At 66.4% G+C, this 25,499-nt stretch carries 23 protein-coding genes, 1 pseudogene and 1 riboswitch; of the genes and pseudogenes, 11 read left to right on the forward strand and 13 right to left on the reverse strand.

Features of this window, described 5'->3' with window-relative positions; translation table 11 throughout:
• Positions 1-18: 18 nt before the first annotated feature.
• The 4 genes from DER72_RS09010 to thiE all read left to right on the forward strand — a co-directional run bounded on the left by DER72_RS09010 (position 19) and on the right by thiE (position 3,830).
• On the forward strand, positions 19-297 hold the full coding sequence (locus tag DER72_RS09010) for a hypothetical protein (protein ID WP_110069661.1): 279 nt from the start codon (positions 19-21) through the stop codon (positions 295-297).
• A gap of 138 nt (positions 298-435) precedes the next feature.
• Entirely contained in the window at positions 436-2,190 is a 1,755-nt protein-coding gene (gene dauA, locus DER72_RS09015) for a C4-dicarboxylic acid transporter DauA (protein ID WP_110069662.1), read from the forward strand.
• 73 nt (positions 2,191-2,263) lie between these two features.
• A riboswitch (TPP riboswitch) is annotated at positions 2,264-2,363 on the forward strand.
• Between the two features lie 38 nt (positions 2,364-2,401).
• The gene (gene thiM, locus DER72_RS09020) at positions 2,402-3,223 is read left to right on the forward strand and encodes a hydroxyethylthiazole kinase (protein ID WP_110069663.1); all 822 of its coding nucleotides are present in this window, start codon (positions 2,402-2,404) and stop codon (positions 3,221-3,223) included.
• Positions 3,213-3,830: a thiamine phosphate synthase gene (gene thiE, locus DER72_RS09025; RefSeq protein ID WP_110069664.1), complete on the forward strand. Its 618-nt coding sequence runs from the start codon at positions 3,213-3,215 to the stop codon at positions 3,828-3,830. The genes thiM and thiE overlap by 11 nt, the downstream gene beginning before the upstream one ends.
• A 6-nt stretch (positions 3,831-3,836) precedes the next feature.
• Here the strand turns inward: thiE and DER72_RS09030 are convergent.
• Positions 3,837-3,977 (reverse strand): annotated as a pseudogene (locus DER72_RS09030) (EamA/RhaT family transporter); the annotation flags it as partial.
• 345 nt (positions 3,978-4,322) lie between these two features.
• Here DER72_RS09030 and DER72_RS09035 point away from each other — a divergent pair.
• From DER72_RS09035 to speB, 7 genes are all read left to right on the forward strand, one after another.
• Complete coding sequence (locus DER72_RS09035) at positions 4,323-5,408, forward strand: ABC transporter substrate-binding protein (protein ID WP_181395636.1); 1,086 nt, start codon at positions 4,323-4,325, stop codon at positions 5,406-5,408.
• A gap of 94 nt (positions 5,409-5,502) precedes the next feature.
• Positions 5,503-6,327, forward strand: a complete 825-nt coding sequence (locus tag DER72_RS09040) for an ABC transporter permease (RefSeq protein WP_110069666.1) — start codon at positions 5,503-5,505, stop codon at positions 6,325-6,327.
• 46 nt (positions 6,328-6,373) lie between these two features.
• Positions 6,374-7,180, forward strand: a complete 807-nt coding sequence (locus tag DER72_RS09045; RefSeq protein ID WP_110069667.1) for an ABC transporter ATP-binding protein — start codon at positions 6,374-6,376, stop codon at positions 7,178-7,180.
• Positions 7,181-7,221: 41 nt separating this feature from the next.
• The gene (locus tag DER72_RS09050) at positions 7,222-7,989 is read left to right on the forward strand and encodes a creatininase (RefSeq protein WP_110069668.1); all 768 of its coding nucleotides are present in this window, start codon (positions 7,222-7,224) and stop codon (positions 7,987-7,989) included.
• 72 nt (positions 7,990-8,061) lie between these two features.
• Positions 8,062-8,841 carry an SDR family NAD(P)-dependent oxidoreductase gene (locus DER72_RS09055; RefSeq protein WP_181395637.1) on the forward strand — a complete coding sequence of 260 codons (780 nt, stop codon included), beginning with the start codon at positions 8,062-8,064 and terminating at the stop codon, positions 8,839-8,841.
• On the forward strand, positions 8,838-9,590 hold the full coding sequence (locus DER72_RS09060) for an SDR family NAD(P)-dependent oxidoreductase (protein WP_110069669.1): 753 nt from the start codon (positions 8,838-8,840) through the stop codon (positions 9,588-9,590). The genes DER72_RS09055 and DER72_RS09060 overlap by 4 nt, the downstream gene beginning before the upstream one ends.
• 31 nt (positions 9,591-9,621) lie before the next feature.
• Entirely contained in the window at positions 9,622-10,587 is a 966-nt protein-coding gene (gene speB / locus DER72_RS09065) for an agmatinase (RefSeq protein ID WP_110069670.1), read from the forward strand.
• 161 nt (positions 10,588-10,748) lie between these two features.
• Here the strand turns inward: speB and DER72_RS09070 are convergent, their stop codons facing one another.
• From DER72_RS09070 to DER72_RS09125, 12 genes are all read right to left on the reverse strand, one after another.
• Positions 10,749-11,684 carry a LysR family transcriptional regulator gene (locus DER72_RS09070; RefSeq protein ID WP_110069671.1) on the reverse strand — a complete coding sequence of 312 codons (936 nt, stop codon included), beginning with the start codon at positions 11,682-11,684 and terminating at the stop codon, positions 10,749-10,751.
• A gap of 186 nt (positions 11,685-11,870) precedes the next feature.
• Positions 11,871-12,746, reverse strand: a complete 876-nt coding sequence (locus DER72_RS09075) for a DMT family transporter (protein ID WP_110069672.1) — start codon at positions 12,744-12,746, stop codon at positions 11,871-11,873.
• A 126-nt stretch (positions 12,747-12,872) separates the two neighbouring features.
• Positions 12,873-14,231 carry a serine hydrolase gene (locus tag DER72_RS09080; RefSeq protein WP_110069686.1) on the reverse strand — a complete coding sequence of 453 codons (1,359 nt, stop codon included), beginning with the start codon at positions 14,229-14,231 and terminating at the stop codon, positions 12,873-12,875.
• A 144-nt stretch (positions 14,232-14,375) separates the two neighbouring features.
• Complete coding sequence (locus DER72_RS09085) at positions 14,376-15,416, reverse strand: ABC transporter ATP-binding protein (protein WP_110069673.1); 1,041 nt, start codon at positions 15,414-15,416, stop codon at positions 14,376-14,378.
• On the reverse strand, positions 15,413-16,501 hold the full coding sequence (locus DER72_RS09090) for an ABC transporter ATP-binding protein (RefSeq protein ID WP_181395638.1): 1,089 nt from the start codon (positions 16,499-16,501) through the stop codon (positions 15,413-15,415). The genes DER72_RS09085 and DER72_RS09090 overlap by 4 nt, the downstream gene beginning before the upstream one ends.
• Positions 16,476-17,441, reverse strand: a complete 966-nt coding sequence (locus DER72_RS09095; RefSeq protein ID WP_110069674.1) for an ABC transporter permease — start codon at positions 17,439-17,441, stop codon at positions 16,476-16,478. Before DER72_RS09095 ends, DER72_RS09090 begins: the two co-directional genes overlap by 26 nt.
• On the reverse strand, positions 17,438-18,415 hold the full coding sequence (locus DER72_RS09100) for an ABC transporter permease (RefSeq protein WP_110069675.1): 978 nt from the start codon (positions 18,413-18,415) through the stop codon (positions 17,438-17,440). Before DER72_RS09100 ends, DER72_RS09095 begins: the two co-directional genes overlap by 4 nt.
• Before the next feature lie 69 nt (positions 18,416-18,484).
• Entirely contained in the window at positions 18,485-20,065 is a 1,581-nt protein-coding gene (locus DER72_RS09105) for an ABC transporter substrate-binding protein (RefSeq protein ID WP_110069676.1), read from the reverse strand.
• A 113-nt stretch (positions 20,066-20,178) separates the two neighbouring features.
• A complete protein-coding gene (locus DER72_RS09110; RefSeq protein ID WP_110069677.1) occupies positions 20,179-21,558 on the reverse strand; it encodes an L-serine ammonia-lyase in 1,380 nt (459 codons plus the stop codon).
• 37 nt (positions 21,559-21,595) lie between these two features.
• The gene (purU, locus tag DER72_RS09115) at positions 21,596-22,462 is read right to left on the reverse strand and encodes a formyltetrahydrofolate deformylase (protein ID WP_110069678.1); all 867 of its coding nucleotides are present in this window, start codon (positions 22,460-22,462) and stop codon (positions 21,596-21,598) included.
• A gap of 63 nt (positions 22,463-22,525) precedes the next feature.
• Positions 22,526-23,176, reverse strand: coding sequence for a sarcosine oxidase subunit gamma (locus tag DER72_RS09120; protein WP_110069679.1), 651 nt, complete (start codon positions 23,174-23,176; stop codon positions 22,526-22,528).
• Positions 23,169-25,355: a glycine cleavage T C-terminal barrel domain-containing protein gene (locus DER72_RS09125; RefSeq protein ID WP_258306257.1), complete on the reverse strand. Its 2,187-nt coding sequence runs from the start codon at positions 25,353-25,355 to the stop codon at positions 23,169-23,171. Before DER72_RS09125 ends, DER72_RS09120 begins: the two co-directional genes overlap by 8 nt.
• Positions 25,356-25,499: the final 144 nt, after the last annotated feature.

Below are 25,499 nucleotides of genomic sequence, written 5' to 3' on the forward strand. Positions count from 1 at the left end.
CTGACGCGAGGCAACGCCATGACCCGGAGCGCAACGCTGTTACTCGATGCCACCCCCATCACCGAGACTCGCGCCATCCTGCCGCTACTGCTCGCCGGCCTGGCGCTGCTGGCACTTGGCGTGCTGGCCGCCGGCTGGGATCCCGTGGAGCTGCCCATGGGCCTGGTCGCCCTGGGGGCCGCAACGGCCGTCCTGATGGGCCCCGAACCGTGGCGGGGCGAGGAAGCGCTGGAGGCCACCAACTGCCTGGTGCTGGCCAGCCTGATCACCCTGGTGGGCTTCCACCTGCTGGGCTGAGCCACCGCCCGAGAACTCGCTGCCCTCGCGGGTCGACCCGCAGGGCCAGGCGTGCCGACTCCTTTTCCATGATTATTCTCCTCGGTCGATTAACATGGAACGTCAATGTGCGAACGACACGCAGCGAGGATCCCCGGCATGGCACGCACCCCTCTGCCCTTCAAGCTCCCCGGCATCGCCACCGGCCTGCGCGCGGCCTGGCGAGACGGCTACGGCCTGGGCGACCTGCGTCGCGACGTCCTGGCCGGCCTGACCATCGGCACCGTGGCCGTGCCGCTCTCCATGGCCCTGGCCATCGCCACCGGCGTGCCCCCCCAGCACGGGCTCTACACGGCCATCGTCGCCGGCGCCATCATCGCGCTGACCGGCGGCTCACGCTTCAACGTCTCGGGGCCGACCGCGGCCTTCGTGGTCATCCTCTTCCCCATCGTCCAGCAGTACGGCCTGGGCGGCCTGCTGATTGCCACGATGATGGCGGGGCTGATCCTGGTGGCGCTGGGCCTCAGCGGCATGGGGCGGCTCATCCAGTATGTCCCCTATCCCGTGATACTGGGCTTCACCGCGGGGATCGCGGTGGTGATCGCGGTGCTGCAGGTGCCCGACTTCCTGGGGCTGGAGGCCGGCCCGCTGGGCGAGCACTTCGTCGACAACCTGGGGCGCATCCTCGCCGCCCTACCCAGCCTGAGCCCGCTGGAACTGGGGGTCGGCGCCTTCACCCTGGGCATCATGCTGCTCTGGCCGCGGCTGCAGCTGCCGATTCCGGCGCCCCTGATCGGGCTGGTCGTGGGTGCGCTGGCCGCCTATGCCGTCAACCACGGGATTGGCGACCCGAGCACGGGGAATCTGGTGGAGACCATCGCCTCGCGCTTCACCTGGGAGGCCCACGGCGAGGCGGGCGCGGGCATCCCCCCGATCGCCCCGAGCCTGGTGGCCCCCTGGCACCTGCCCGGCGCCGACGGCGACCCCCTGGTAGTGGATTTCGCGCTGATTCGCGCCCTGCTGGGACCGGCGTTCGCCATCGCCATGCTGGGGGCCATCGAGTCCCTGCTCTGCGCGGTGGTCTCGGACGGCCTGACGCGCACCCGCCACGACCCCAACGCCGAGCTGGTCGGCCAGGGGCTCGGCAACCTCGTCGCACCGCTGTTCGGCGGCATCACGGCCACCGCCGCCATCGCCAGGACCGCCACCAATATCCGCAGCGGCGCCCGCTCGCCGATCGCGGCGGTGGTGCATGCGCTGGTGGTGCTGCTGGCGGTGGTCGCCCTGGCGGGGCTGCTGGGGCTGGTGCCGATGGCCGCGCTCGCGGCGCTGCTGTTCATCGTCGCCTGGAACATGAGCGAGGCCCGCCACTTCCTGCATACCCTGCGTTCGGCCCCGCCGGGCGACGTGGCCATCCTGGTGACCTGCTTCACCCTGACCGTGCTCTTCGACATGGTGCTGGCGGTAGCGGTGGGCATCGGCCTGGCCGCCGCCCTGTTCATCCGGCGCATGTCGCTGCTGACGGAGACCCGCCGCGTCGATGCCGAATCGCCGGCCGCCAGCGGCGAACTGCCCGAGGCGGTCGCCCTCTACGATATCGATGGGCCGCTGTTCTTCGGCGCCGCCGAGAAGGCGCTCACCTCGCTGCACCTGGTGGCCCCGAAGGTAAGGGTCGTCATCCTCGACATGCACGACGTGCCAAGCATGGACGGCACGGCGATCGTCGCCCTCAAGTCCCTGGTCGACGAGATGCATCGCGAAGGCGTCGGGCTGGTGATGGTCGGCCTGCCGGCGCGGATCATCGTCAAGCTGCGCCGCGCGGGGCTCCGCAAGACCGCCGGCCGGCTGACCTGGTGCCGCGAGCTGTCCCACGCCCGCGCCGTGGCGCGGCGCTGGCTCGACCGCGCCGGCTGAGGGAGGGCCGCGCCGATGGTGGGCATCGGCCGGCCCCGGGCCTTTACAGCGGCGCGGCGGCCGGGGATAGTGGCCCTGACGACAGGGGCGCCGCGGTGCAGAACCGCGGCTGAGAGGCACCCTTGGAACCTGACCCGGATAATGCCGGCGTAGGGAGTCGTGCGGTCCCGGCCCTGGCGCCTGCCCGCACCTCCCGCGCCCGGGAGGACGCATGTCCCACACGACGTTTCCCTCGATCGACCCCGCCGCCCACCTGGCGCGGGTGCGCGAACGCAGCCCGCTGATCCACAACATCACCAACCTGGTGGCCATGAACACCATGGCCAACGTGCTGCTGGCCATCGGCGCCTCGCCGGCCATGGTCCATGCCCGGGAGGAGGCCGCGGAGTTCACCGCCATCGCCGACGCCCTGACGGTCAATATCGGCACCCTCTCGCCCCACTGGGTGGAGGCCATGATCGAGGCCGCCGAGGCGGCTCGCCTGGTGGGCAAGCCCTGGGTGCTGGACCCGGTGGCGGTGGGGGCCACCGCCTACCGCCGCGAGACCGGCGCGCGCCTGCTGGAGCGCCTGCCCACGGTGGTCCGCGGCAACGCCTCGGAGATCATCGCCCTGGAGGCCGGCGGCGCCGGCGGGCGCGGCGTCGACAGCAGCGACCCGGCCGAGGCCGCCGAGCAGGCCGCCGTCCGCCTGGCCCGCCGCACCGGCGGCGTGGTGGCGGTGACCGGCGAGGTGGACCTCGTCACCGACGGCCGCCGGCTGGCCCGGGTGCGCGGCGGCCACCCGCTGATGCCGAGGGTCACCACCCTGGGCTGCTCGCTCACCGGCGTGGTGGCCGCCTTCGTGGCCGGCGCCGAGGATGCCTTCACGGCTACCGTCGCTGCCCTGGCCTGCTATGCCGCGGCAGGCGAAATCGCCGGCGAGACGGCACGCGGGCCCGGCAGCTTCGCCGTGGCCTTCCTCGACGCCCTGCATGCCCTGGAGGGCGAGACCCTGGGGCCCCGCCTGCTACTGGAGATGACCGATGCGACTTGATCTATCCCTGTACCTCGTCACCGACCCCGGCCTGTGCGCCGAGCGCGGCCTGGTGGAGACCGTGGTGGCCGCGGTGCGCGGCGGGGTGACGGTGGTGCAGCTGCGCGACAAGCACGCCGCCGACGGGGAGATGATCGACCAGGCACGGCGGCTGAAGGCCGCGCTGGCCGGCAGCGGCGTGCCACTGATCATCAACGACCGCCTCGAGGTGGCCCTGGCCGCCGAGGCCGACGGCCTGCACCTGGGCCAGGACGACGGCGACGTGGCCGCCGCCCGCGCCGCCCTGGGCGAGCGGGCACTGCTCGGGCTCTCGGTGCAGACCCACGAACAACTCGCCCGCCTCGACCCGGGCCCGCTCGACTACCTCGGCCTGGGGCCGGTCTTCGCCACCCACAGCAAGCACGACCACGCCAGCCCGCTGGGCGTCAACGGCCTGACCTCGCTGGTCGCCGCCAGCCCCCTGCCCGCGGTCGCCATCGGCGGCCTCAAGGCCGAACACGCCGGCGCCGTGCGGTCATCGGGGGCCCGGGGCCTGGCGGTGATCTCGGCGATCTGCGGCCAGCCCGACCCGGAAGCCGCGGCGCGGGCCTTCTTCACCCGCCGCTGATCGCGCTCAGGAGGAGGGGCGGCGCTTCAGGGTCGTGCGGCGGTCGTGGTAGGCGATCGCCAGGCCACTGCCGATGATCAGCAGGCTGCCGACGAAGACCCACAGATCCGGCATCTCCCCCCAGAACCACCAGCCCAGCAGCACTGCTGTCGCACTGGCACCCGATCGTATGTCGCAATGACGGGGCGGTAGCAGACATCCGTCGATTCCAAGGCACACAGCCAGAACCTTGCAGGAGCTTCAGTGAATCATGCACCAAAACAACAAAATCCTGATGAGCTACCGTAGAAAGAAGCACCAGAAAGAAGCACTAGGCCACTTTAGATTGCCTCAAACCTTAGTTTTGTCATCCGGTGATTGCTCGATCAATTTCTGGGGGATATGCTAAATCCCAAAAGGAAGACAACCACATAACATGCCAAGATGAAGGGTTGTTCTAAAAGAGCCAGATGAAAAAGTGGTTATATGACCAACTATAACAGGAACAATAAAATGAAGATCCTCTATTTTCCCAAGAAAAAAGCAACGATCGCGACACTTCTGTGCGCCTCCGCCATAATCCTGCCCGGCGTCTCTACCGCTCAGGACAGCGAGACGATCAACATCGGGCTCAACGTATCATGGCCCGGGTTTTCCTTTCTGGAAGTGGCGCGACAGAAAGGACTCGCAGGCAACCATGATCTCAACCTCACTATCTTCGAGGATCCTCTTGGGGGCCATGCAGCGCTGGCAGCAGGCCAAATAGACGTATACCTCAGTACCGCTGAATATGCCCCATTTGCCATTGAACGTGGTACGGACACGGTTCTGGTTTCACACCTCAACATCTCTTACGGCGTCGACAAGGTACTGGTTGTCGAAGACATGACGACGGAGGAGCTGAAAGGACAGAAAGTCGGCGCGCCACAAGCCTACATCGGTGAAATATTGATGGGCATGTGGCTCGACAAGGAAGGCCTTACGCCGGACGACGTGGAGTGGGTCAACCTGAATGCCGACGAGGCTGTCGGGCCGGTCATGTCGGGAGATCTGGCGGCGGCTTACATGTATGAACCCTGGGTAACGCGTGTTCTGGACAATCTCGATACCGCCGAGATTGCGGCGGATACGGCTGATCCCTATTACCTCGATACCGGCATCTTCATGGATGCAATGTACATGAACAAGACGTTCATCAAGGAGCAAAGGGAAGCGGCCGTGGACATGATCCGGGCCCGCTTCGATGCCTTGCAGTACTGGCATGACCATACCGAAGAAGTGAATCAGTTGTTTTCGGACTATCTCCAGTGGCCGGTGTCCGATATCGAGTCGGTCGTGGGTACCAATGGCAAGTACCTGGACGATGGACTATATATGCTGGATTTTGACGAAACGGCGCGAATTTGCGGTGCGCTTGACGGAGAACCGCCGCATGGCATCGAGCAGGGTTCCATCGTCCAGAGCGTCGCACAAACCAACGAGTGGTGGGTCAAGCTGGGCCTGATGGATGGAGTGCAGGACGCAGCGAAGGGCGTCGACTGCAGCCTGATTGCCGACCTGGTCGACAGCGGTTATCGCCAGTCAATGTCTGCACGTTGATGCCGTAGGGTGAGCATCGGTGCCAACGGTGCTTCCCGCGACATGATCCAATCCGGCCGATGGGCCGATAGCATCTGACAGATGGGGAATGGGAATGGCGGGTGAATCCAGACAGGGTGCCTATCGATCACGCTGGTTCGAGTTCCTAGCGCCGATACCGAAGGGGTGGCGCCTCATCCTGGGCGCGCTGGTGTGGGTGATATTTTTCGGTCTCTGGGAAACAGCGGTATTACGCGGCTGGGTCAATACCTTGCTGGTACCTTCACCCCTCGAGGTGGTCGGCACGCTCTATGAGTTGTTCGCAGAGCGCGGTTTCCTGGGGGATGTCGGCATCAGTATTGCGCGCATCGTCGGTAGCTTTCTGGCGGCCTGTCTTATCGCGATCCCCCTCGGCATCCTGATGGGATCCTTCAAGACGGTCGAAGCGCTGTTCAATCCCTTCGTTTCGGCATGGCGGTATCTGCCGGCCCCCGCCTTCATTCCCATTCTGCTGATGTGGTTTGGCACGGGCGAGGCGCCCAAGCTGGCTCTGTTGTTTCTGGGGGTCATTTTCTTTCTGATTACCTTGATCATGGATCATACGAGCCAGGTGCGTGCAGAGCTTATCGAAACCGCGATGACACTTGGCGGCAAGCGGTGGCAGATCCTCTGGACGGTCGTGGTGCCAGCAGTGATGCCCAACATCGTGACGTCCATGAGACAGATGCTGGCGATCGCATGGACCTACCTGGTCATTGCCGAGATCATCGCCTCGACGACCGGCATAGGCGCGATGATGATGCGGGCACGCCGTTTCCTGAATACTGATGAGATAATGGCCGGAATCCTGATCATCGGTGTGCTTGGGCTAGCCTTCGACCTGCTTTTCCGCTGGTTGCAGCGCACCCTATTCCCCTATCTCAGCCAGGAGGGTGACTGATGAACGGCACAGTGAATGATGCAATGCTCTCCACAGCCGACCAGACATGCGCCATCAGCCCCCCCCCAAACTCAGGCTAAAAGAGGTCGGCAAGTCGTTTCATGTCCCGCGCGGGGAAGACATCCAAGCAATCGCGAACGTGAGCTTCGACACCCATGAAAATGAGGTGTGCGTGTTGCTGGGTCCTTCCGGCTGCGGTAAGTCGACCGTGTTGCGCATGGTGGCGGGTCTTGAGCAACCCACCACGGGCGAGCTCATGCTGGACGGGGAGAGGATCATTGGCCCGGCTCAGGAACGGGGGATGGTGTTTCAGGCCTACACCTCCTTCGACTGGCTGACCGTCCAGCAGAATGTCGAATACGGCATGCGATTGAACCGCGTTCCCAAGCAGGAGCGACGCGATCGCGCCGAGCACTTCATCGAACTGGTCGGGCTGAGTCGTTTCGCGGGGACGTACCCCCGTCACCTTTCCGGCGGCATGAAACAGCGAGTGGCGATCGCCCGAACGCTTGCCAACCAGCCGGCAATCCTGCTGATGGATGAGCCCTTCGGGGCACTGGACGCTCAGACACGCTGGCAGATGCAGGAACTGATGATGAATATCGTCGAGGCGGCCAATACGACAGTGCTGGTGGTGACGCATGATATCGAGGAAGCCATCTTCCTGGCCGACAGGATCGAATTCATGTCACGACATCCGGGCAGGGTTCATGAAGAGATCATCCCGGCCTTCAAGCAGGGACAGCGGATCGGCCAGAAGGAGGATCTGATCGGCCTGGCCGGGTACGGCGACCTGGAGCGCCACATCCTGCAGCTGATGCGCGAACAGGGCACCGATGAGACGTCACCGTGACATCGCATGGCGGTCGTGAACCGGATCAACAGAGAGGTCCCATGAAACAGGCGACGGTATTGATGGCAGAAATGACGTGGCCGGAGTTCGGCGCGCGTCTGGAGAACGAGCCGGTCGTGTTTCTCCCGACCGGCATGCTGGAGCAGCACGGACCGCATCTTCCCATGGGCGTGGACCACCTGTTGCCCACCGCCATCGCGGAGATGGTGGCGCAGGAAGTCGACGGTATCGTGGCCCCACCGATCAATTATGGTTACAAGTCGATGCCTCGCACCGGGGGAGGTCCCGCGTTTCCCGGCAGCACCGGACTCGACGGAACCACGCTGATCCATATAGTGCGCGACGTGATCCGTGAACTGGCGCGCCATGGTGTGCGTCGCATCTGCGTCATCGACGGTCATTTCGAGAACCTGTGGTTCCTCAACGAAGGGATCGACCTGGCAATGCGCGAGGTTGGTAGCACCGGGCTGAGGGTGATGTGTCTTCAGCACTGGGAGTTTCTGACTCGGCATACCCTCGATCTGGTCTTCCCCGATGGCTTTCCAGGGATCGAACTGGAACATGCCGCGGTACTCGAGACGTCACTGATGATGCATTTCTATCCCGACCTGGTGCGTACCGACCGAATTCCCGACAACGCCCCCATGGAAGCCCCGCCCTATGACGTCTGGCCGGCACACACGGAGTGGGTACCGGCATCGGGCGCACTCACCTCGGCTGCCCTGGCCTCGCCCGAGAAAGGGGCGGCCATGGCGAAGCAGTATCGCGACGATATGGCGGCTGCCGTGCAGAGAGAGCTCCTCTCGTGAATGGGCCACAGACGAGATGTCCTCGCATTCCACTTGAGGTAGTGGCACCCAGGTCCGGTTCGGGAGGGAATGATGGCGATTTCCTTTGATTTCAGTGGCCAGACGGTGCTCGTGACCGGGGCCAGCCGCGGCATCGGATTTGCCGTGGCGAAGGCTTTCGCTACTACCGGGGCGCGAGTCTGTGTGCTAGCCGATGATGCCGGCATCGTTCAGGCGGCGCGCCTACTGGCGGCGGAAACCGGTAGCGAGGTCTGGGCCCAGCGCTGCGACATCACCGATCGCCATGCCGTCAAGAGCGCCCTGGAGGGTATCGAACGAGTCGATGTGCTGGTCAACAATGCCGGCGTGGAACTTCCGACGCCGGTGGAAGAGGGCCATGACGACATCGATGACGCCTTCGAGCGCATCATCGACGTGAATGTCCTGGGCACCTGGCGGGTGACGCGGGCCGCGCTGCCGAAGATGACCGCAGGGGGTCGCATTCTCATCACGTCGTCGATCTGGGGGCGCACCGCCGTTCCCGGTTTTGCCGCCTACGTGGCCTCCAAGCATGCGTTGATCGGCCTCGCGCGGACCCTCTCCCGGGAGCTCGGGCCACGCTCGATCCACGTCAATGCCGTCTGCCCGGGGTGGGTGCGCACCGAGGCTTCGCTTCGCTCGCTGGCGGTGATGGCCCGGGAGCAGGCGGTCAGCGAGGAGGCGCTGGCCGACTCGATTGCCGCCGACCAGTCCCTGGGCGGCCTGATGGAGCCTGACGATGTGGCGGGACTGTACCTGTACCTCGCCTCCGAGGCCGCCGCCAACGTGACAGGGCAGGCGATCCCGATCGACCGCGGGGAGGTGATGGCATGAATGACTCACTGACAGGCGTTCGCATCCTGGTGACCGGAGGGTCACGGGGTATCGGACGTGCTACCGCCGTCTCGCTGGCCTCGGCAGGGGCCCGCGTGGCGTTTGGCTATCACGGTGATGACGCCGCAGCGGCGGTCACCCTGGCCGAGGTGCAGGCACACGATGCGTCGGCATTCTCGATCGAGTCGGATGTCGCGGTGGAAGCCGAGGCCATCGAGATGGTACAGCGTGCCGTCGAGGGGCTCGGTGGTCTCGATGTGGTGGTCAACAATGCCGGCATCCTGCATGAAGCGAGCTTGCTAGAGACTTCCATCGATGCCTTCGACAAGGTCATCGCGGTGAATCTTCGCGGTACCTTCGTGGTGGGACGTGAGGCAATCCGACACATGGTCCAGCAAGGCAGTGGACGCGTGATCAATATCGCTTCCGACCTGGGCTATCTCGGCAGGGAGCGCAACAGCGCGTATTGCGCATCCAAGGCTGGTATCGGTGCCATGACGCGCGCCTGGGCCTTGGAGTTCGCGCCGCAGATTCTGGTCAATGCCATTGCGCCAGGCCCCATCGACACCGACATGCTCGGAGCCGAGGTGATGAGCGAAGCTCAGCGCCAGAAGGAAAGCACTATCCCGCTGGGGCGCATCGGCCGTCCCGAGGAGATCGCCAACATGGTCACCTTCCTGGCAGGGCCACAGGCCACCTTCATTACCGGCCAGACCTACGGCGTCAACGGCGGTAGCGTCATGTTATGAACACACTGACAACCCATAAAGGACAATGACGATGGCTCACGACGCCGCTTTTTTCCGGCCACTTGGGGGCAGCGAAGTGCCGCGCTTCGCAGGACGCTCCACCTTCATGCGACTGCCACAGATCGAGGACCCGTCAGAGGTCGATATCGCCCTGGTAGGCCTGCCCTGGGACAGCGGCTCGACGAATCGCGTCGGTCAGCGTCACGGACCTCGCGAGATCCGCAACAATTCGACCATGATGCGGCTGGTGCACCAGGCGAGCCGCATCGCGCCCTACGACCTGTGCCGCATCGCCGACCTGGGGGACGTACCGGTCAACCCGATCGATATTCGCGATACGCTCGAACGGACCCGTGCGTTCTATCGACAGATCCACAATGCCGCTGCCGTACCGTTGACCGCCGGCGGTGACCATCTCGGCACCCTGCCGATACTGCGGGCCATCGCCCGCGATGAGCCCATGGCGCTGGTCCAGTTCGACTCGCATTCCGATACCAACGACACCTACTTCGGCGATAATCCCTATACCCACGGCACGCCGTTCCGACGAGCCATCGAGGAAGGCATCATAGACCCGGTGCGCATGATCCAGATCGGCATTCGTGGCTCTCTGTATGGGACTACTGACCTGGATTGGGCACGAGAACAGGGCATTCGCATCATCGAGATTGATGAATATTTCGATCTGGGCCCGGCAAAAGTGAATGCAGAAATCGCCCGCGTGGTCGGCGATGTGCCGACCTACGTCACCTTTGATGTCGACGCCCTAGACCCCGTCTACGCGCCAGGCACTGGCACGCCCGAGGTAGGCGGTTTCACCACGCGTGAGGCCCAGCTGATGATACGCGGCCTGCGGGGACTCAACCTGGTGGGGGCAGACGTGATGGAGGTGGCGCCACCGTTCGACTCCTCGGGCATCACCGCCCTGACCGGGGCGACACTGATGTTCGAGTTGCTGTGCGTCCTGGCGGACGCGATCTCCAGGCGAGACGCGTGATGCAGGGGCCCCTGCTCTTGCTTTTATCATGCCCTCGATGTGCCGGCATGAACGGCGAGCATATTGTCCCGCCTTGACCTCAAGGGCCTGGTGGCCGGCGGAGCACGCCCGAACTCCGCCGCCGCCTATCACCGCTTCGCCACCGGCCACAGCGGACCCCGTCAGGATGCGGCGTCTGCCCTGTCCGACAGCACATCGATCATGCAGTCACGGAGCAAATCGGCCGAGCGGAAGCTATGATGCTTGCTGGTGCAGATATAGAAACGCGTTTCATTCCCGAGGGTATCGGGCAGAAGCACCCTCATGTGGCCCGCGTCGACCCAGTACTCGGCATAGTGTGCTGGCAGGTAGCCGATGTAGCGTCCACTGAGTATCAGTAGGGCATTGCTTTCCATGTGGGAAACCGTCGGCCGCTCGATGGAGACGCAAAGGTCATCGTTTTCGGGAAAGGACACGTAACTCTTGCCCGTCAACGTCGTGCTCTTCAGTGCCTCCAGGATTCGAGCAGGATCGGATTCGTAGAACAGCGGGTGGTCGGCCCCGCAATAGAGCTGTTGGGACTCCGTGAAGACGGGCACGCTGTCGACAGAGTCGTGAGCCGGTTCGACGGGTGTCAAGATGCAATGATATCGCCCCTCGACCAGCCCCTGGATGAGCTCTTCCGGGGAGGAGATATCAACGTAAAGATGCACCTCGGGCGCAAGCTCGGTGAAATTCTGGAACCCCCTGGGCAAGGGTGCCACCCGATTCGTCGCCAGGGCGTCCACGACGCCGAAATGCAGATCGCCGGTCAGATGACCGCGTACCTCCGCCACCACGTCGCAAAAGCCGGCGACGGAATCGAATAGCGGTTTCAGGCTCAGGTGGATCCGCTCACCCTCCTCCGTCAGGGCGAAGCCTTTCCTCCCACGCTCGCAGAGGGTGAATCCCAGGCGTTCCTCGAGCGTTTTCAGCTGGACACTGATCGTCGAAAGCGACAGCCCCAGCACCTGCTGGGCCGGAGCGAGCCCCTGAGCCTGCACCACAGCATGAAAGACGCGAAGCAGTTTGAGGTCGAAGTCGGTCAGATTCGGAACATTGGAATGACGTGCAGTCATGAGAATCGCCAGAGTCGGCCAGTAGGAGTCGCCGGACAGTCCGTTGCCACGACGATCAACTTAGCAAAGAGGTATGTCCAATGGAACGTGCGCCATGGAAATGACCGAGATGACGCCTGCCGAGCACCGCGCGGGCGGGACCCTGGACCGGCGGTCTCCGGTTCCAGAGGGGCATCAGTCGTCGTTTCAAGAGGTCGGCCGGCGCTTGAACGAGGTGCGGCCCTCCCGGTAGGCGATAGCCAGGCCGCTGCCGATGATCAGAGCGCTGCCGACGAACACCCAGAGGTCCGGCATCTCGCCCCAGAACCACCAGCCCAGCAGCACCGCCCAGAGCATGGCGGTGTAGTCGAAGGGGGCGGCGATGGCCGCCGGGGCATGGCGGAAGGCCAGGGTGATGAAGGCCGTGGCGCCGACGCCGAACAGCCCCGAGCCGAGAAAGCCCAGCCAGTGCCCGGGGTGGGGCGTCTGCCACACCCAGGGCAGCGCCAGGCCGGTGATCACGAAGGGCACCAGGGTCATGTAGAAGACCATGGCCCAGAGGTGCTCGCTGCCCCCCCAGCGCCGCGCGGTGATCATCATCAGCGCATAGAAGACCGCCGCCCCGATCAGCACCAGCGACCCCGGATGGAAGGCCTCACCGCCCGGCCGTACCACGATCAGCACGCCCAGAAAGCCCACCAGCGACGCCACCAGCACCGGCCCCTCGATGCGCTCGCCCAACAGCGGCACCGAGAGCAGGGTGACGAACAGCGGCGCCACGAAGGCGATGGCGGTGGCCTCGGCCAGGGGCAGCAGGGTCAGCCCCAGCACGAAGCAGAACATGGTGCCGGTGTAGATCAACCCGCGCAGCAGGTGCACGCCTGGTCGCCGGGTGCGCAGCTTGCGCAGGCCGCCACCGAAATAGGCCAGCAGCGCAATCAGCGGCAGCGAGACCAGGGTGCGGAAGAAGATGATCTGCAGCGGCGAGTGCACCTCGCCGAGCCACTTGGCGATGGCATCACCGATGGCCAGGCAGAGGACGCCCAGGCACATGAAGCCGATTCCCTTGAATGACGATGACATGCTCCCTCCCTGCACGACGCAACCGCGAACCCAAAGCGACCACCCCGCCGACCAGTGGGCGGCGGGGTAGTGGTCCCGTGAGGCTAGCGACTCTGCCGGCAGGCGGCAAGGCTGTGCGGGGTCGGGTCAGAGGCCGGCGTTGATCACCATGCAGTCGATGCCCTCGCGCGCCAGGTTGCGGCAGGCGCGATAGGCCTGGTTCTCGTCGAGGTTGACCAGCCGGGCGCGGAAGATGGCCTGGGGGCCGCTTACCTCGTTGATATCCACCCGAGCATTGAAGAGCTCCTGGCTCAGGCGGTCGGCGGCGCGGCTGGCGTGCTGGCGGGCGTTGTCGGGATTGGAGAAGGCCCCGACCTGCACCCCCCAGCTGGCGCTCGAGCCCACTGGCTCGAGCCGGTGCAGGGTCTCGGGACGCGACACCTCGGCCGCCTCGCTACGGGCGATCAAGTCGCGAATGGGGTCGTTGGTCGAGCCCTGGGCGGTCTGCGGCAGCGAGGGCTGGACCGTGGGCAGCAGCTCCGGCGCCTGCAGGCTGGCCAGCTGGCGCTCGAGCTCCGGCGAGGGGCCGGCCGGCATCACCGGGGCGGCCGGCCCCTCGCCATTTATCCGGTCGCCGGAAAAGTCCGCCTGGGCCACCCAGTCGCCGCGTCCGAAGAGCGAGGCACGCACGAAGCCGCGATCGAGCAGGTCGGCCATATGGGCATCCCGGGAGGCGGCGGTGAAGCCGCCCATCACCACCGAGACCAGGCGGCGGCCGTCGCGCACCGCCGAGGTGGCCACGTTGAAGCCGGAGGCGCGGATGAAGCCGGTCTTCAGGCCGTCGGCCCCCGCATAGTTACGCACCAGGCGGTTGTGGCTGTTGTGGGTGGCGCCACGGTAGGTGAAGCTCTGCCGCGAGAAGTAGTGGTAGTACTGCGGGAAGTCCTTCATCAGGCGGATGGAGAGGGTCGCCATGTCCCGGGCCGTGGTGGTCTGGCCGTTGTCGGGCAGGCCCGAGGCGTTGCGGAACACGGTGTTGGGCATCCCGAGCTCCCGTGCCCTGGCGGTCATCATCTGGCCGAACTGGCGCTCGCTGCCGCCCAGCGCCTCGGCCACCACCACGGCCACGTCGTTGGCCGAGCGCACGATCAGCGCCAGGATCGCCTCCTCCACGGTGATGGTGGAGCCCCGCTTGAGCCACAGTTTGGAGGCCGGCATCGCCTCGGCCTGGGCCGAGACCGGCAGCGGCTGGTTGAGCCGCATGGTGCCCTTCTCCAGCTCCTCGAAGAGCAGGTAGAGCGTCATCATCTTGGTCAGCGAGGCCGGATAGCGCGTGGCGTCGGCATTCGCCGCGTGCAGCACCTCACCGCTCTCGACGTCCACCACGATGGCGGCGTAGCGCGGATTGGCCTGGGCCGTGGCGGTGATGGATATGGCCAGACACGCCAGCAGCGCGATCACGACGATGCCATGGCGCCGGATTCTGGTTATGGTTGCGGTCACCATCTGCATTCCCTCTGGATTCCCTGCGTGCCGTCAAAAACGGCACTGCCTCATCAAGCATTATGAACGGGAATACTCGAGTGTACAGGGCGCCAGGGCAGGAAAAACGCCGCTATTTCACGCTTTCACATTTCTCCTGCCCCGAGTTCAGCCGATGCGTCCCTCCTCCACGGCGTGGCAGGCCACTTCGCTGCCGTCGCTGCGCGCGATCAGCACGGGGACCTCGGCCCGACAGCGCGCCTCGGCATGGGGGCAGCGCGGGTGGAAGGCGCAGCCCGAGGGCGGATGCACAGGGTTGGGCACCTCCCCCTCGATCACGGTGCGCTCGCGCCCCTCTCCCTCCAGCGACGGTACCGCTGCCAGCAGCATCCGCGAGTAGGGATGGTGCGGAGTGGCGAACAGCTGATCCGACGGGGCGATCTCGGCGATGCGCCCCAGGTACATCACCGCGATGCGGTCGGCCATGTGCTTGACCACCGCCATGTCGTGGCTGATGAAAAGGTAGGTGAGCCCGTACTGCGCCTGCAGATCCTTCATCAGGTTGAGGATCTGCGCCTGCACCGAGACATCCAGCGCCGAGGTGGGCTCGTCGCAGACCATGAACTCCGGCTCGTTGGCCAAGGCACGGGCGATGGAGATGCGCTGGCGCTGGCCGCCGGAGAACTCGTGGGGATAGCGGTTGGCGTCCGCCGCCGACATGCCCACCTGCTCGAGCAGCTCGCCCACCCGGCGGCGCCGGTCGACGCTGCTCATCTCGGGGCGGAAGAAGCGCAGCGGCTCGCCGATGATGGTGCCCACCCGCCACAGCGGGTTGAGGCTGGCGTAGGGGTCCTGGAAGATCATCTGGAAGCGCTGGCGGATCGCCGCCGACTGGCGGCCGGAGCGCCGGGCCAGGTCACTGATCTCCTGGCCGTCGAAGACCAGCCGGCCGCGGGTCAGGCCATAGAGCCCGACGATCAGCCGCGCCACCGTGGACTTGCCGCAGCCGGATTCCCCCACCAGGGCGAGGGTCTCGCCGCGGCGGATGGTAAAGCTCACCCCGTCCACGGCCTTGAGTGTCAGCTTCTCGGCGCGCTCCAGCACCCGGTTGAGCCAAGGCTTGGAGACATCGAAGTGGCGCGCCAGATCGGTGGCCTCCAGCAGCACCTCGCCGCCCTCGGCACTCGGAACAGGTTGCGTCTGGCTCATCGGGTCACCTCCTGGGTGTCGCGGGGGGCGTCACGGCGCGCCACGGGGTTCTCCGGGTCGTGTAGCCAGCAGGCCGCCTGACCGGCGCCGGCGGGCAGCAGCTCCGGGCGCTCGATGCGGCAGCGCTCGGCGGCGTGGGGGCAGCGCGGGTTGAAGGCGCAGCCCGGCGGGATCGCCGCCAGGCGTGGCATGGCACCCTCGATCTGGTAGAGCCGCTCGCGGCGCTCGGCCAGGCTCGGGATGGAGGCCATCAGCCCCTCGCTGTAAGGGTGCTGCGGGCGGCGGATCACCTCCTTCACCGGGCCGATCTCGATCAGCCGCCCGGCATACATCACGGCGACGCGATCCGCGGTCTCGGCGATCACCCCCATGTCGTGGGTGACCAGCATCACCGCCGCACCGCGCTCGGCGCAGACCCGCTTGAGCAGCGCGAGGATCTGCGCCTGCACCGAGACGTCCAGCGCCGTGGTGGGCTCGTCGGCGATGATCAGCTCCGGCTCCGCGGCCAGCGCCAGGGCAATCACCACCCGCTGGCGCATGCCGCCGGAGAACTGGTGGGGGTAGCTGTCCAGGCGCGTCTCCGGGGCGGGAATGCCCACCTCGGTGAGCAGCGACACCGCCCGGGCCCGGGCCTGCCTCTCGTTCATGGGCAGGTGGGCGCGGATGGTCTCCACCAGCTGGTCGCCGATGGAGAAGAGCGGGTTCAGGCTGGTGAGCGGATCCTGGAAGATCATCCCGATATGACGCCCGCGCAGGGGCACGAAGTCCTCCTCTGGGAGGTTATCGATGCGTCGCCCCGCCAGGTGGATCTCGCCGCCGGCGATATGGCCCGGCGGCTCGAGCAGCTGGATCACGGCGTTGCCGGTCATCGACTTGCCGGCGCCGGACTCCCCCACCACGCCGAGCACCTCGCCCGGGGCGATATCGAAGGAGACGTCGTCCAGCGCCACCAGGGTGGCGTGGCGGGTGGGGAACTCCACCCGCAGATGGCGCACGCTGAGCACGGGCTCCCGCTCGCCGTCGGGCTTGTGGCCCATGGCGGCGTCGGCCACGCCTTGTCTATCGGAGCTTGGGGTTGAGGACATCACGCAACCAGTCTCCCAGCAGGTTGACGGAGAGCGCCAGCAGCAGCAGCGCCACCCCGGGGAAGAGCAGGATCCACCACTCTCCCGAGAACATGTAGTCCTGGCCGACCCGGATCAGGGTCCCCAGGCTCGGCTGGGTGGCCGGCATGCCGACCCCCAGGAACGACAGCGTCGCCTCGGCGATGATGGCGAGGGCCAGCCCGATGGTGCCGATCACCAGCACCGGGCGCATCACGTTGGGCAGGATGTGCTGGAAGAGGATGCGGTGGTCCGGCAGGCCGATCACCCGGGCCGCCTGCACGTACTCCTTGCCCTTCTCCACCATGGTCGCCCCGCGCACCGCCCGGGCGTACTGCACCCAGTCGGAGAGCCCGATGGCCACGATCAGCACGATGATCGCCACCTCGGCGTGCATCGAGCGCGGCAGGAAGCCGCGAATCACGCCGAAGATCAACAGCGCCATCAGGATCGACGGGAAGGTGAGCTGGACATCGGCGATGCGCATGATCAGGGCATCGCGCCAGCCGCCGCGGAAGCCCGCCATCAGGCCCAGGGCGGTGCCCAGCGCCAGGGCGAAGAGCACCGCGGCGAAGCCCACCAGCAGCGAGATGCGCGAGCCGTAGAGGATCGCCGAGAAGACGTCACGGCCCTGGCTGTCGCTGCCCAGCAGGTAGAAGTTGCCGGTGAAGTCCGAGGTGGTCAGCGGCGGGCTGAAGGCGTCGATCAGCTCCAGCTGGCGCGGATCGAAGGGGTTCTGCGGCGCGATCCAGGGGGCGAACAGGGCCCCGGCGAACATCGTCAGGGTCACCAGGGTGGCGATTATCACCACCGGCTGGCGCTTCCATGAGTAGACGATGTCGCTGGCCAGGAAGGTTCGCAGGGGCCCCGGCGGCTTCGCTACAGCGGGCGAGCCGTCGGTTCGTTGCACGTCCTGGCTCATTTGGCACCTCCCTGCACCCGCAGGCGCGGGTCGACCGCGTAGTAGAGCAGGTCCACCACCAGGTTGATGACAACGAACACCAGGGCAATCATCATCAGGTAGGCCGCCATCACCGGGACGTCGACGAAGCGCACCGCGGTGATGAACAGCGCCCCGACGCCGGGCCACTGGAACACCGTCTCGGTGATGATGGCGAAGGCGATGATGGTGCCGAGCTGCAGGCCGATGATGGTGATCACCGGGATCAGGGTGTTCTTGAGGGCGTGGCGCAGGTTGACCACCCGCTTCGACAGCCCCCGGGCCCGGGCGAACTTGATGTAGTCGGTGCGCAGCACCTCGAGCATCTCGGCGCGCACCAGGCGCATGATCAGCGTCAGCTGGAAGAGTCCGAGAGTGATGGCCGGCAGGATCAGCGAGCGTAGCCCGCTGCCGGTGAGCAGGCCGGTGTTCCACCAGCCCAGGTCGACCACCTGGCCGCGGCCGAAGGCCGGCAGCCAGCCCAGTTCCACGGCGAAGACGTAGATCAGCAGGATGCCGATCAGGAAGGTGGGCAGCGACACCCCGATCAGCGAGGCGGTCATGATGAACTTCGACAGCCAGTTGCCGCGCTGGATGGCGGTGTAGATGCCGAGCACGATGCCCATGACCACGGCGAAGATCGCCGAGATGATGGCAAGCTCCAGGGTCGCCGGCAGGCGCTCGAGGATCAGGTCGCTGACCGAGCGCGCCGAGCGGTAGGAGATGCCGAACTCGAACTGGGCGGCATTGACGATGAACTGCCAGAACTGCACCACCACCGGCTGGTCGAGCCCCAGCTGGGCGCGCAGCGCGGCGCGGTCGGCCTCGGTGGCCTCCTGGCCGAGCATGTTGAGCACCGGGTCGCCGACGTAGTGGAACAGCGAGAAGGCGATGAGCGCGACCACGAACATCACGAAGATGGCCTGCAGCACGCGCTGGATCAGGAAAGCGAGCATGGGATTACCAAAGCGTTATGCCCCCCGGCCGCTTGTGGCAGCCGGGGGGGCCTGGGCGTTACCAACGACTCAGTCGTTGAACTTCAGGTACTTGAAGTGCGGGGTATTCTCGCTCTGCACCTTGAAGTCGATATCGTCACGCATCGACCAGGTGAGCATCTGATGGTGGATGGGCACGTAGACGATCTCGTCGTGCACGATCTGCCACGCCTCCTCGATCATGGCGTTACGCGCCTCCTCGTCGATCTCCTGGCCCATGGCCACGGTCAGCTCGTCGACCCGCTCGTCGGAGTAGCCGGTGAAGTTCCAGCTGCCGCGATCGCCATCCTTGGTGTGGTAGAGGTAGTTGAAGACGTATTCGGAGTCCATGGTCGGCACGCCCCAGCCGAGCATGTAGAAGTCGTACTCCTCCCGGGCCAGCTCGGCGAAGTGCAGCGAGCGGGTCTGGGCCACCAGGTCCACGGTGATGCCGATGCGCGCCAGCATGCTGACCACCGCCTGGCAGATCTGCTCGTCGTTGACGTAGCGGTCGTTGGGGCAGTGCAGGGTGACCCGGAAGCCATCGCCGTAGCCCGCCTCCGCCATCAGCTCGTTGGCGCGGTCGATATCGGCGGGCAGCACCTCGTCGAGCACCTCTGAATAGCCGTTGACGAAGGGCGGCGCGATCATGCCGGCGGGCTGGGAGTTGCCGCGCATCACCGCCCGCTGGATGGTGGTCTGGTCCACGGCCAGGTCGATCGCCTCGCGCACGCGGCGATCGGCGAAGGGGTTGTCGTCGGTGTCGGCGGTGCGCAGCTCGGTGGAGCCGATATCCATGCCCAGGAAGATGGTGCGGTTCTCCGCCCCCTGCTCGTTCTTGAGGCCCGGGGCGTTGGCAAGGCGCTCGATGTCCTGCACCGGGGTCTCCTGGAGCAGGTCGACCTCGCCGGAGAGCAGCGCCGCCACTCGGGTGGCCGCCGACTCGATGGGGGTGAAGATCAGTTCGGAGATCTCCATAGGGTAGTGGTCGATGCCCCAGTAGTCGTCGTTGCGGACCAGCACGGTGCGCACGTCGGGCTCGCGACTCACCACCCGGAAGGGGCCGGTGCCGTTGGCGTTGCGCACCGCGTGGGTCTCCTCGCCTGCGGCGTAGTTCTGCGGCTCCTCGACGCCGTGCTCCTCGGCCCACTCGCGGCTCATGATGAAGAGGTTGGTGAGGTTGTTGGGCAGCAGCGGGTTGGGGTCGTGGGTCTCCACGTGCACCGTGTAGTCGTCCTCGGCGCGCACCTCCTTGATGGAGGTGAGCAGGCCGCGCATATCGGCGTGCTCGTGACGCGCCCGGTTCAGCGAGAAGACCACGTCATCGGCGGTCAACGCCTGGCCCTCGTGGAAGGTGACACCCTCGCGGATCTTGAAGACCCAGACGTGGGGGTCGTCCTCATGGACATGCCACTCGGTGGCCAGGCCCGGCTGGTACTCCACGTCCATGTCCTGGTAGATCAACACGTCGAAGATCTGGTGGTTCAGTGCGTGGGTCGGTCCCTCGTTCTGGGAGTGGGGGTCGAGTGTCAGGCCGTCGGCGGAGCGGGTCCAGCGCAGGGTCTCGGCATGGGCAGCGGAGGCGACCATGGCGGCCGCCATGGCGGAAACGAGCAGTGTCTTCCTGAACATCTTGTTGTTCCTCGTTCAAGCGTTTGATGGGCTCAGGCCCTGAGAGGGTTCTCCCATAACGTAGACGAGAAAGGAAGGCATCGGCCGTCAACGCTTTCAGCGCTGCCTCGTCCTCAACATTCGATGGCGTTGACCGCCAGCCCCCCCATCGAGGTCTCCTTGTACTTCGCCTGCATGTCGGCCCCGGTGTCGCGCATGGTGCGGATCACCTTGTCCAGGGAGATGAAGTGCTCGCCGTCGCCGCGCAGCGCCATCTGGGCGGCGTTGATCGCCTTCACCGAGGCGATGGCGTTGCGCTCAATGCAGGGCACCTGAACGAGCCCCCCCACCGGGTCGCAGGTCAGCCCCAGGTTGTGCTCCAGGCCGATCTCGGCGGCGTTCTCCACCTGGGCCACGCTGCCCCCCATCACCTCGGTGAGGCCGGCGGCGGCCATGGCGCAGGCCGACCCCACCTCGCCCTGGCAGCCCACCTCGGCGCCGGAGATCGAGGCGTTCTTCTTGCACAGGATCCCCACCGCCCCGGCGGCGAGCAGGAAGTCCACCACGTCGCGCTCAGAGGCCCCCTTCTGGAACTGCATGTAGTAGTGCAGCACTGCGGGGATGATGCCCGCCGCGCCGTTGGTGGGGGCGGTGACCATGCGCCCGCCGGCGGCGTTCTCCTCGTTGACCGCCAGGGCGTAGAGGTTGACCCAGTCCATGGCCGACATGGTCGAGGCAATCAGCGAGGGGCTCTCCTCGGCCGCCAGCAGCCGCTGGTGCAGCGAACGGGCGCGCCGGCGCACGTTGAGCCCACCGGGCAGCACCCCCTCGGCCTCCAGCCCCCTGGCCACGCAGGCCTTCATGGCCTGCCAGATCCGGCACAGCTCGGCGCGCACCTCGGCCTCGCTGCGCCAAACCTTCTCGTTCTCCAGCATCAGCTCGCTGATGCGCAGGCCGCTCTCCCGGCACATGCGCATCAGGTCGTCGGCGGTCTGGAAGTCGTAGGGCAGCGCGGTGGTGTCGCTGTCGAGCTCGCCCCGCTCGGCCTGGGCCTCGTCGATGACGAAGCCGCCGCCCACCGAGTAGTAAGTGTTCTGGTAGAGCTCGCCGGCGTGGCCGTGGGCGATCAGGCGCATGGCGTTGGGGTGATGCGGCAGGCTGTCGGCGTGCAGCTGCATGTCGCGGGCCCACAGGAAGGGTACGCTGTGGCGCCCGTCCAGTCGCAGGGCGCCACACTCCTGCAGCTCCTCGATGCAGGGGGCGATGATGGCGGGGTCGATGCGGTCGGGCCGCTCGCCCATCAGCCCCATGATCACCGCCCGGTCGGTGGCGTGGCCGATGCCGGTGGCGGAGAGCGAGCCGAAGAGCTGCACCTCGAGGCGACAGACGCGCTCGAGCAGCTCACGCTCCCTGAGTTCGCCGACGAAATCATGAGCCGCCCGCATGGGCCCCACGGTATGCGAGCTCGACGGCCCGACACCGATCTTGAACAGATCGAAGACGCTGATTGGCATGGCTTGTCACTCTCGAAAACGGTTGTTGTTGTCAGGATCAGCGGTCGAAGACCACGGTGCGACCGGCGTGCAGGAAGACCCGTCGCTCCACGTGCAGGGCCACCGCCCGGGCCAGGGTGAGGCACTCGATGTCGCGCCCCTTGGCCACCAGGTCCTCCGGGTAGTCGGCATGGCTGACCGGCTCGACCCCCTGGGTGATGATCGGCCCCTCGTCGAGGTCGTCGTTGATGTAGTGGGCGGTGGCACCGACCAGCTTCACGCCCTTCTCGTAGGCCTGGTGGTAGGGCCGTGCGCCCTTGAAGCCGGGCAGCAGCGAGTGGTGGATGTTGATGGCGCGGCCGCTGAGCTTCTCGCACATCCGGCTTGAGAGCACCTGCATGTAGCGGGCCAGGATCACCAGCTCGGCGCCGCTCTCCTGCACCACCTGCCACACCTGGGCCTCCTGCTCGGGCTTGGTCTCGGGCGTGATCGGGAAGTGGTGATAGGGGATGCCATGCCACTCCGCCAGGTCGGAGAGGTCCGGGTGGTTGGAGACGATGGCGCGTATCTCGATGGGCAGCTGGCCGATGCGGTAGCGATACAGCAGGTCGTTGAGGCAGTGATCCGCCTTGGAGACCATGATCACCACCGGCATTCGCGTGCCGGGGGCGGTGAGCTCGAAGGTCATCTCGAACTCGGCGGCACGGGCGGCGAACTCGGCCTGGAAGGCCGCGGCGTCGAAATCTGCCTCCTCGGGACGAAACTCCGTGCGGATGAAGAAGCCGCCGCTCAGGCGGTCATCGAAGGAGTGCTGCTCGGTGATGTAGCAGCGGCGCTCCTTGAGGAAGCGGGTCACCACGTCCACGGTACCCAGACGACTCGGGCACTGGGCGGCCAGGATCCAGCGATTGTTGTTGTCCTGCATGGTTGTCTCTCCCGAAAGGGGCCGGCGGATGCCGGCCCTCTCTCTTCTGTCAGGCGACAGCCGTCACCCTTCCACGCCGATGGCGTACTCGGCGCCGGCGTCCAGGATCCAGCGATAGAGGTAGTCGGCGAAGCTGCGACGCAGCACCAGTTCCCAGCGCTCCTCGGTGGGCCGACGCAGGATCAGGTTGGCCTTGGCGAACACCGTGGTCACCCCCTTGCCCACCGGGAAGGCCTCTGGGTGGACGTCATAGGGCGTCGACTTCATCAGCAGTTCCCGGGCCTTCTCCCCCTCGAGCTCGATCAGGGTCTGGCCGCCGCTGACGTTGACGATGGCATAGTGGGCATCGCCCAGCGCCTCGCGCAGCTTGCCCTCCAGGGCGAACTCCTCGCCGCCGGGCACGATCACCAGCCACTCGTCGGGGGAGAGCCACTGGATCGAGCGCTCGCCGCCGTCGTCATGGGTCAGGGTGTTGGGGCGTCCCGGCAGGCCGAAGCCGAGCACCTGGCGAACGGCCTCGTCGAGGACGATGGCGCCGCCGCGCAGGATCAGGTGGCCCAGCATGGCGCGCTCGCGCAGCACCACGCGGCTCCTCTGGCTGACCGCCGGGCGGCCGGTCCTGTGGTAGGACCAGGCCAGCGGGGACTCGGCAGGCACCTCGGCCTCGGGGCGCGCCTCAAAAAGGTTGAACCAGGTGGCGGTTTGCTCAGACATGCTGGCGCTCTCCCTTGGGATCGACAAAGATCGGGCTGACGATTTCGGCGGCGTGGGTCTTGCCGTCGGCCATGGGCAGGTAGACGGTCTCGCCCATCCGCGAGTGGCCGCCCTTGACCACGGCCAGGGCGAAGCCGCTCTTCAGGGTCGGGCTGTAGTAGCTCGAGGTCACGTGACCCACCATGGGCATGGGGATGGCGTGATCCGGGTCGAAGACGATCTGGGCGCCCTCCTCCAGCACCACCGCCGGGTCCTTCGGCTTGAGGCCCACCAGCTGCTTGCGGTCGATGCGCCGGGTATCGGGGCGCGACAGGGACCGCTTGCCCACCCAGGAGAAGGGCTTGTCGTAGCCGATGGCCCACTGCATGCCGAGGTCCTCCGGGGTCACCGAGCCATCGGTGTCCTGCCCGGCGATGATGAAGCCCTTCTCGGCGCGCAGCACGTGCATGGTCTCGGTGCCGTAGGGGGTCAGGCCGTACTTCTCGCCGTGCTTGAACAGCGTCTTCCAGACGTGCAGGGCGTAGTTGGCCTGGACGTTGATCTCGTAGGCGAGCTCGCCGGTGAAGGAGATGCGGAAGACCCGCGCCGGCACGTCCGCCACCTTGCCCTCGCGCCAGTCCATGAACTTGAAGCTGTCGCGATCGAGATCGATGTCGGTGATCTCGGCAAGGAGCTTGCGCGCCTCGGGCCCGGTCACCGTCATGGTCGCCCAGTGGTCGGTCACCGAGGTGAAGGTGACATCCAGCTCCGGCCACTCGGTCTGGTGCCACAGCTCCAGCCACTCCATCACGCCCGCGGCGCCGCCGGTGGTGGTGGTCATCAGGAAGTGGTTCTCGCCCAGGCAGCTGGTGGTGCCGTCGTCCATCAGCATGCCGTCGTCGCGACACATCAGCCCGTAGCGGCACTTGCCGACGGCCAACTTCTCCCACTTGTTGGTATAGATGCGGCCCAGGAACTCTCGGGCGTCCGGCCCCTGGATGTCGATCTTGCCCAGCGTCGAGGCATCGAGGATGCCAACCTTCTCGCGCACCGCCAGGCACTCCCGGGCGACCGCCTCGTCCATGCTCTCCTTCTTGCCGTCGACGGTCCTCGGGAAGTACCAGGGGCGCTTCCACTGGCCCACGTCCTCGAATTCGGCGCCGTGCTCCACGTGCCACTGGTGCAGGGCGGTGTAGCGCTCGGGATCGAAGAGGTCACGGCAGTGGCGGCCGACAATGGCACCGAAGGTGACCGGGGTGTAGTTGGGGCGGAACACCGTGGTGCCCACCTCGGGGATCGACTTGTTCAGGCAGCGGGCGGCGATGGCCATGCCGTTGATGTTGCCGAGCTTGCCCTGGTCGGTGCCGAAGCCCATGGCGGTGTAGCGCTTGACGTGCTCGATGGACTCGAAGCCCTCACGGGTGGCCAGCTCGATGCCCGCCGCGGTGACGTCGTTCTGCAGGTCGACGAACTGCTTGGGCGCACGCAGGGTGGGCTTCTCGTGGGGTACCTGGTAGAGCGCACAGGCCTTGCCCTCGCGACGGGCGTCGACCTGGGGCAGCGTGATGGCCTGGGCCGTGCGGCCCAGCGCGGCCAGTGCCTCGCACGCCCTGGCCACGCCGTCGGCCAGCCCCTCGGCCAGGTCGTGGATCCCCCGGGCGCTGCCGGCGGCGTGCACGCCCTTCACCAGGCTGGGCACAAAGCCGAGGATCTCGTCGTTCCAGGTCGGCCGGGCACCGGTGTGGGAGGCCAGGTGGATCACCGGACTGTAGCCGCCGGAGCTGGCGATGGTGTCGCAGGCCAGCGTCTCGGCCTGGCCGGTGACCTTGAACGCCTCGGCATCGATGGTGGCCACGCGGGCGCCGCTGACACGCTTGTCTCCCTTGGCCTCGATCACCGCCGAGCCCTCGATGATGCGAATGCCGCGGGCGCGGGCCTGCTCCACCAGCTCGCCGTCCGGCGCCTGGCGCGCATCGACGATGGCCACCACCTCGCGGCCGGCGTCATCCCAATCCAGGGCGGCGCGGTAGGCGTGGTCATTGCTGGTGGAGAGCACCAGCCGGTTGCCCGGCACCACGCCGTAGCGGCGGATATAGGTGGAGACGGCGCCAGCCACCAGGTTGCCCGGCACGTCGTTGCCCGCATAGACCAGCGGCCGCTCGTGGGCGCCGGTGGCCAGTAGCACCTGACCGGCGCGCACGCGGTGCATGCGCGAGCGGGGCAGGCGATAGCCATCGACCGTGGGGGCGCCCGAGTTCGACAGATAGAAGCGTAAGCCACTGATTAACCTGAAAACGTGTTTTCAAAATTGGCACTACAAGCGAGATGCAGTCGGTGCCGGTAG

The sequence above is a fragment of the Halomonas sp. A11-A genome (assembly GCF_003182195.1).
Lineage (GTDB): Bacteria > Pseudomonadota > Gammaproteobacteria > Pseudomonadales > Halomonadaceae > Halomonas > Halomonas alkalicola.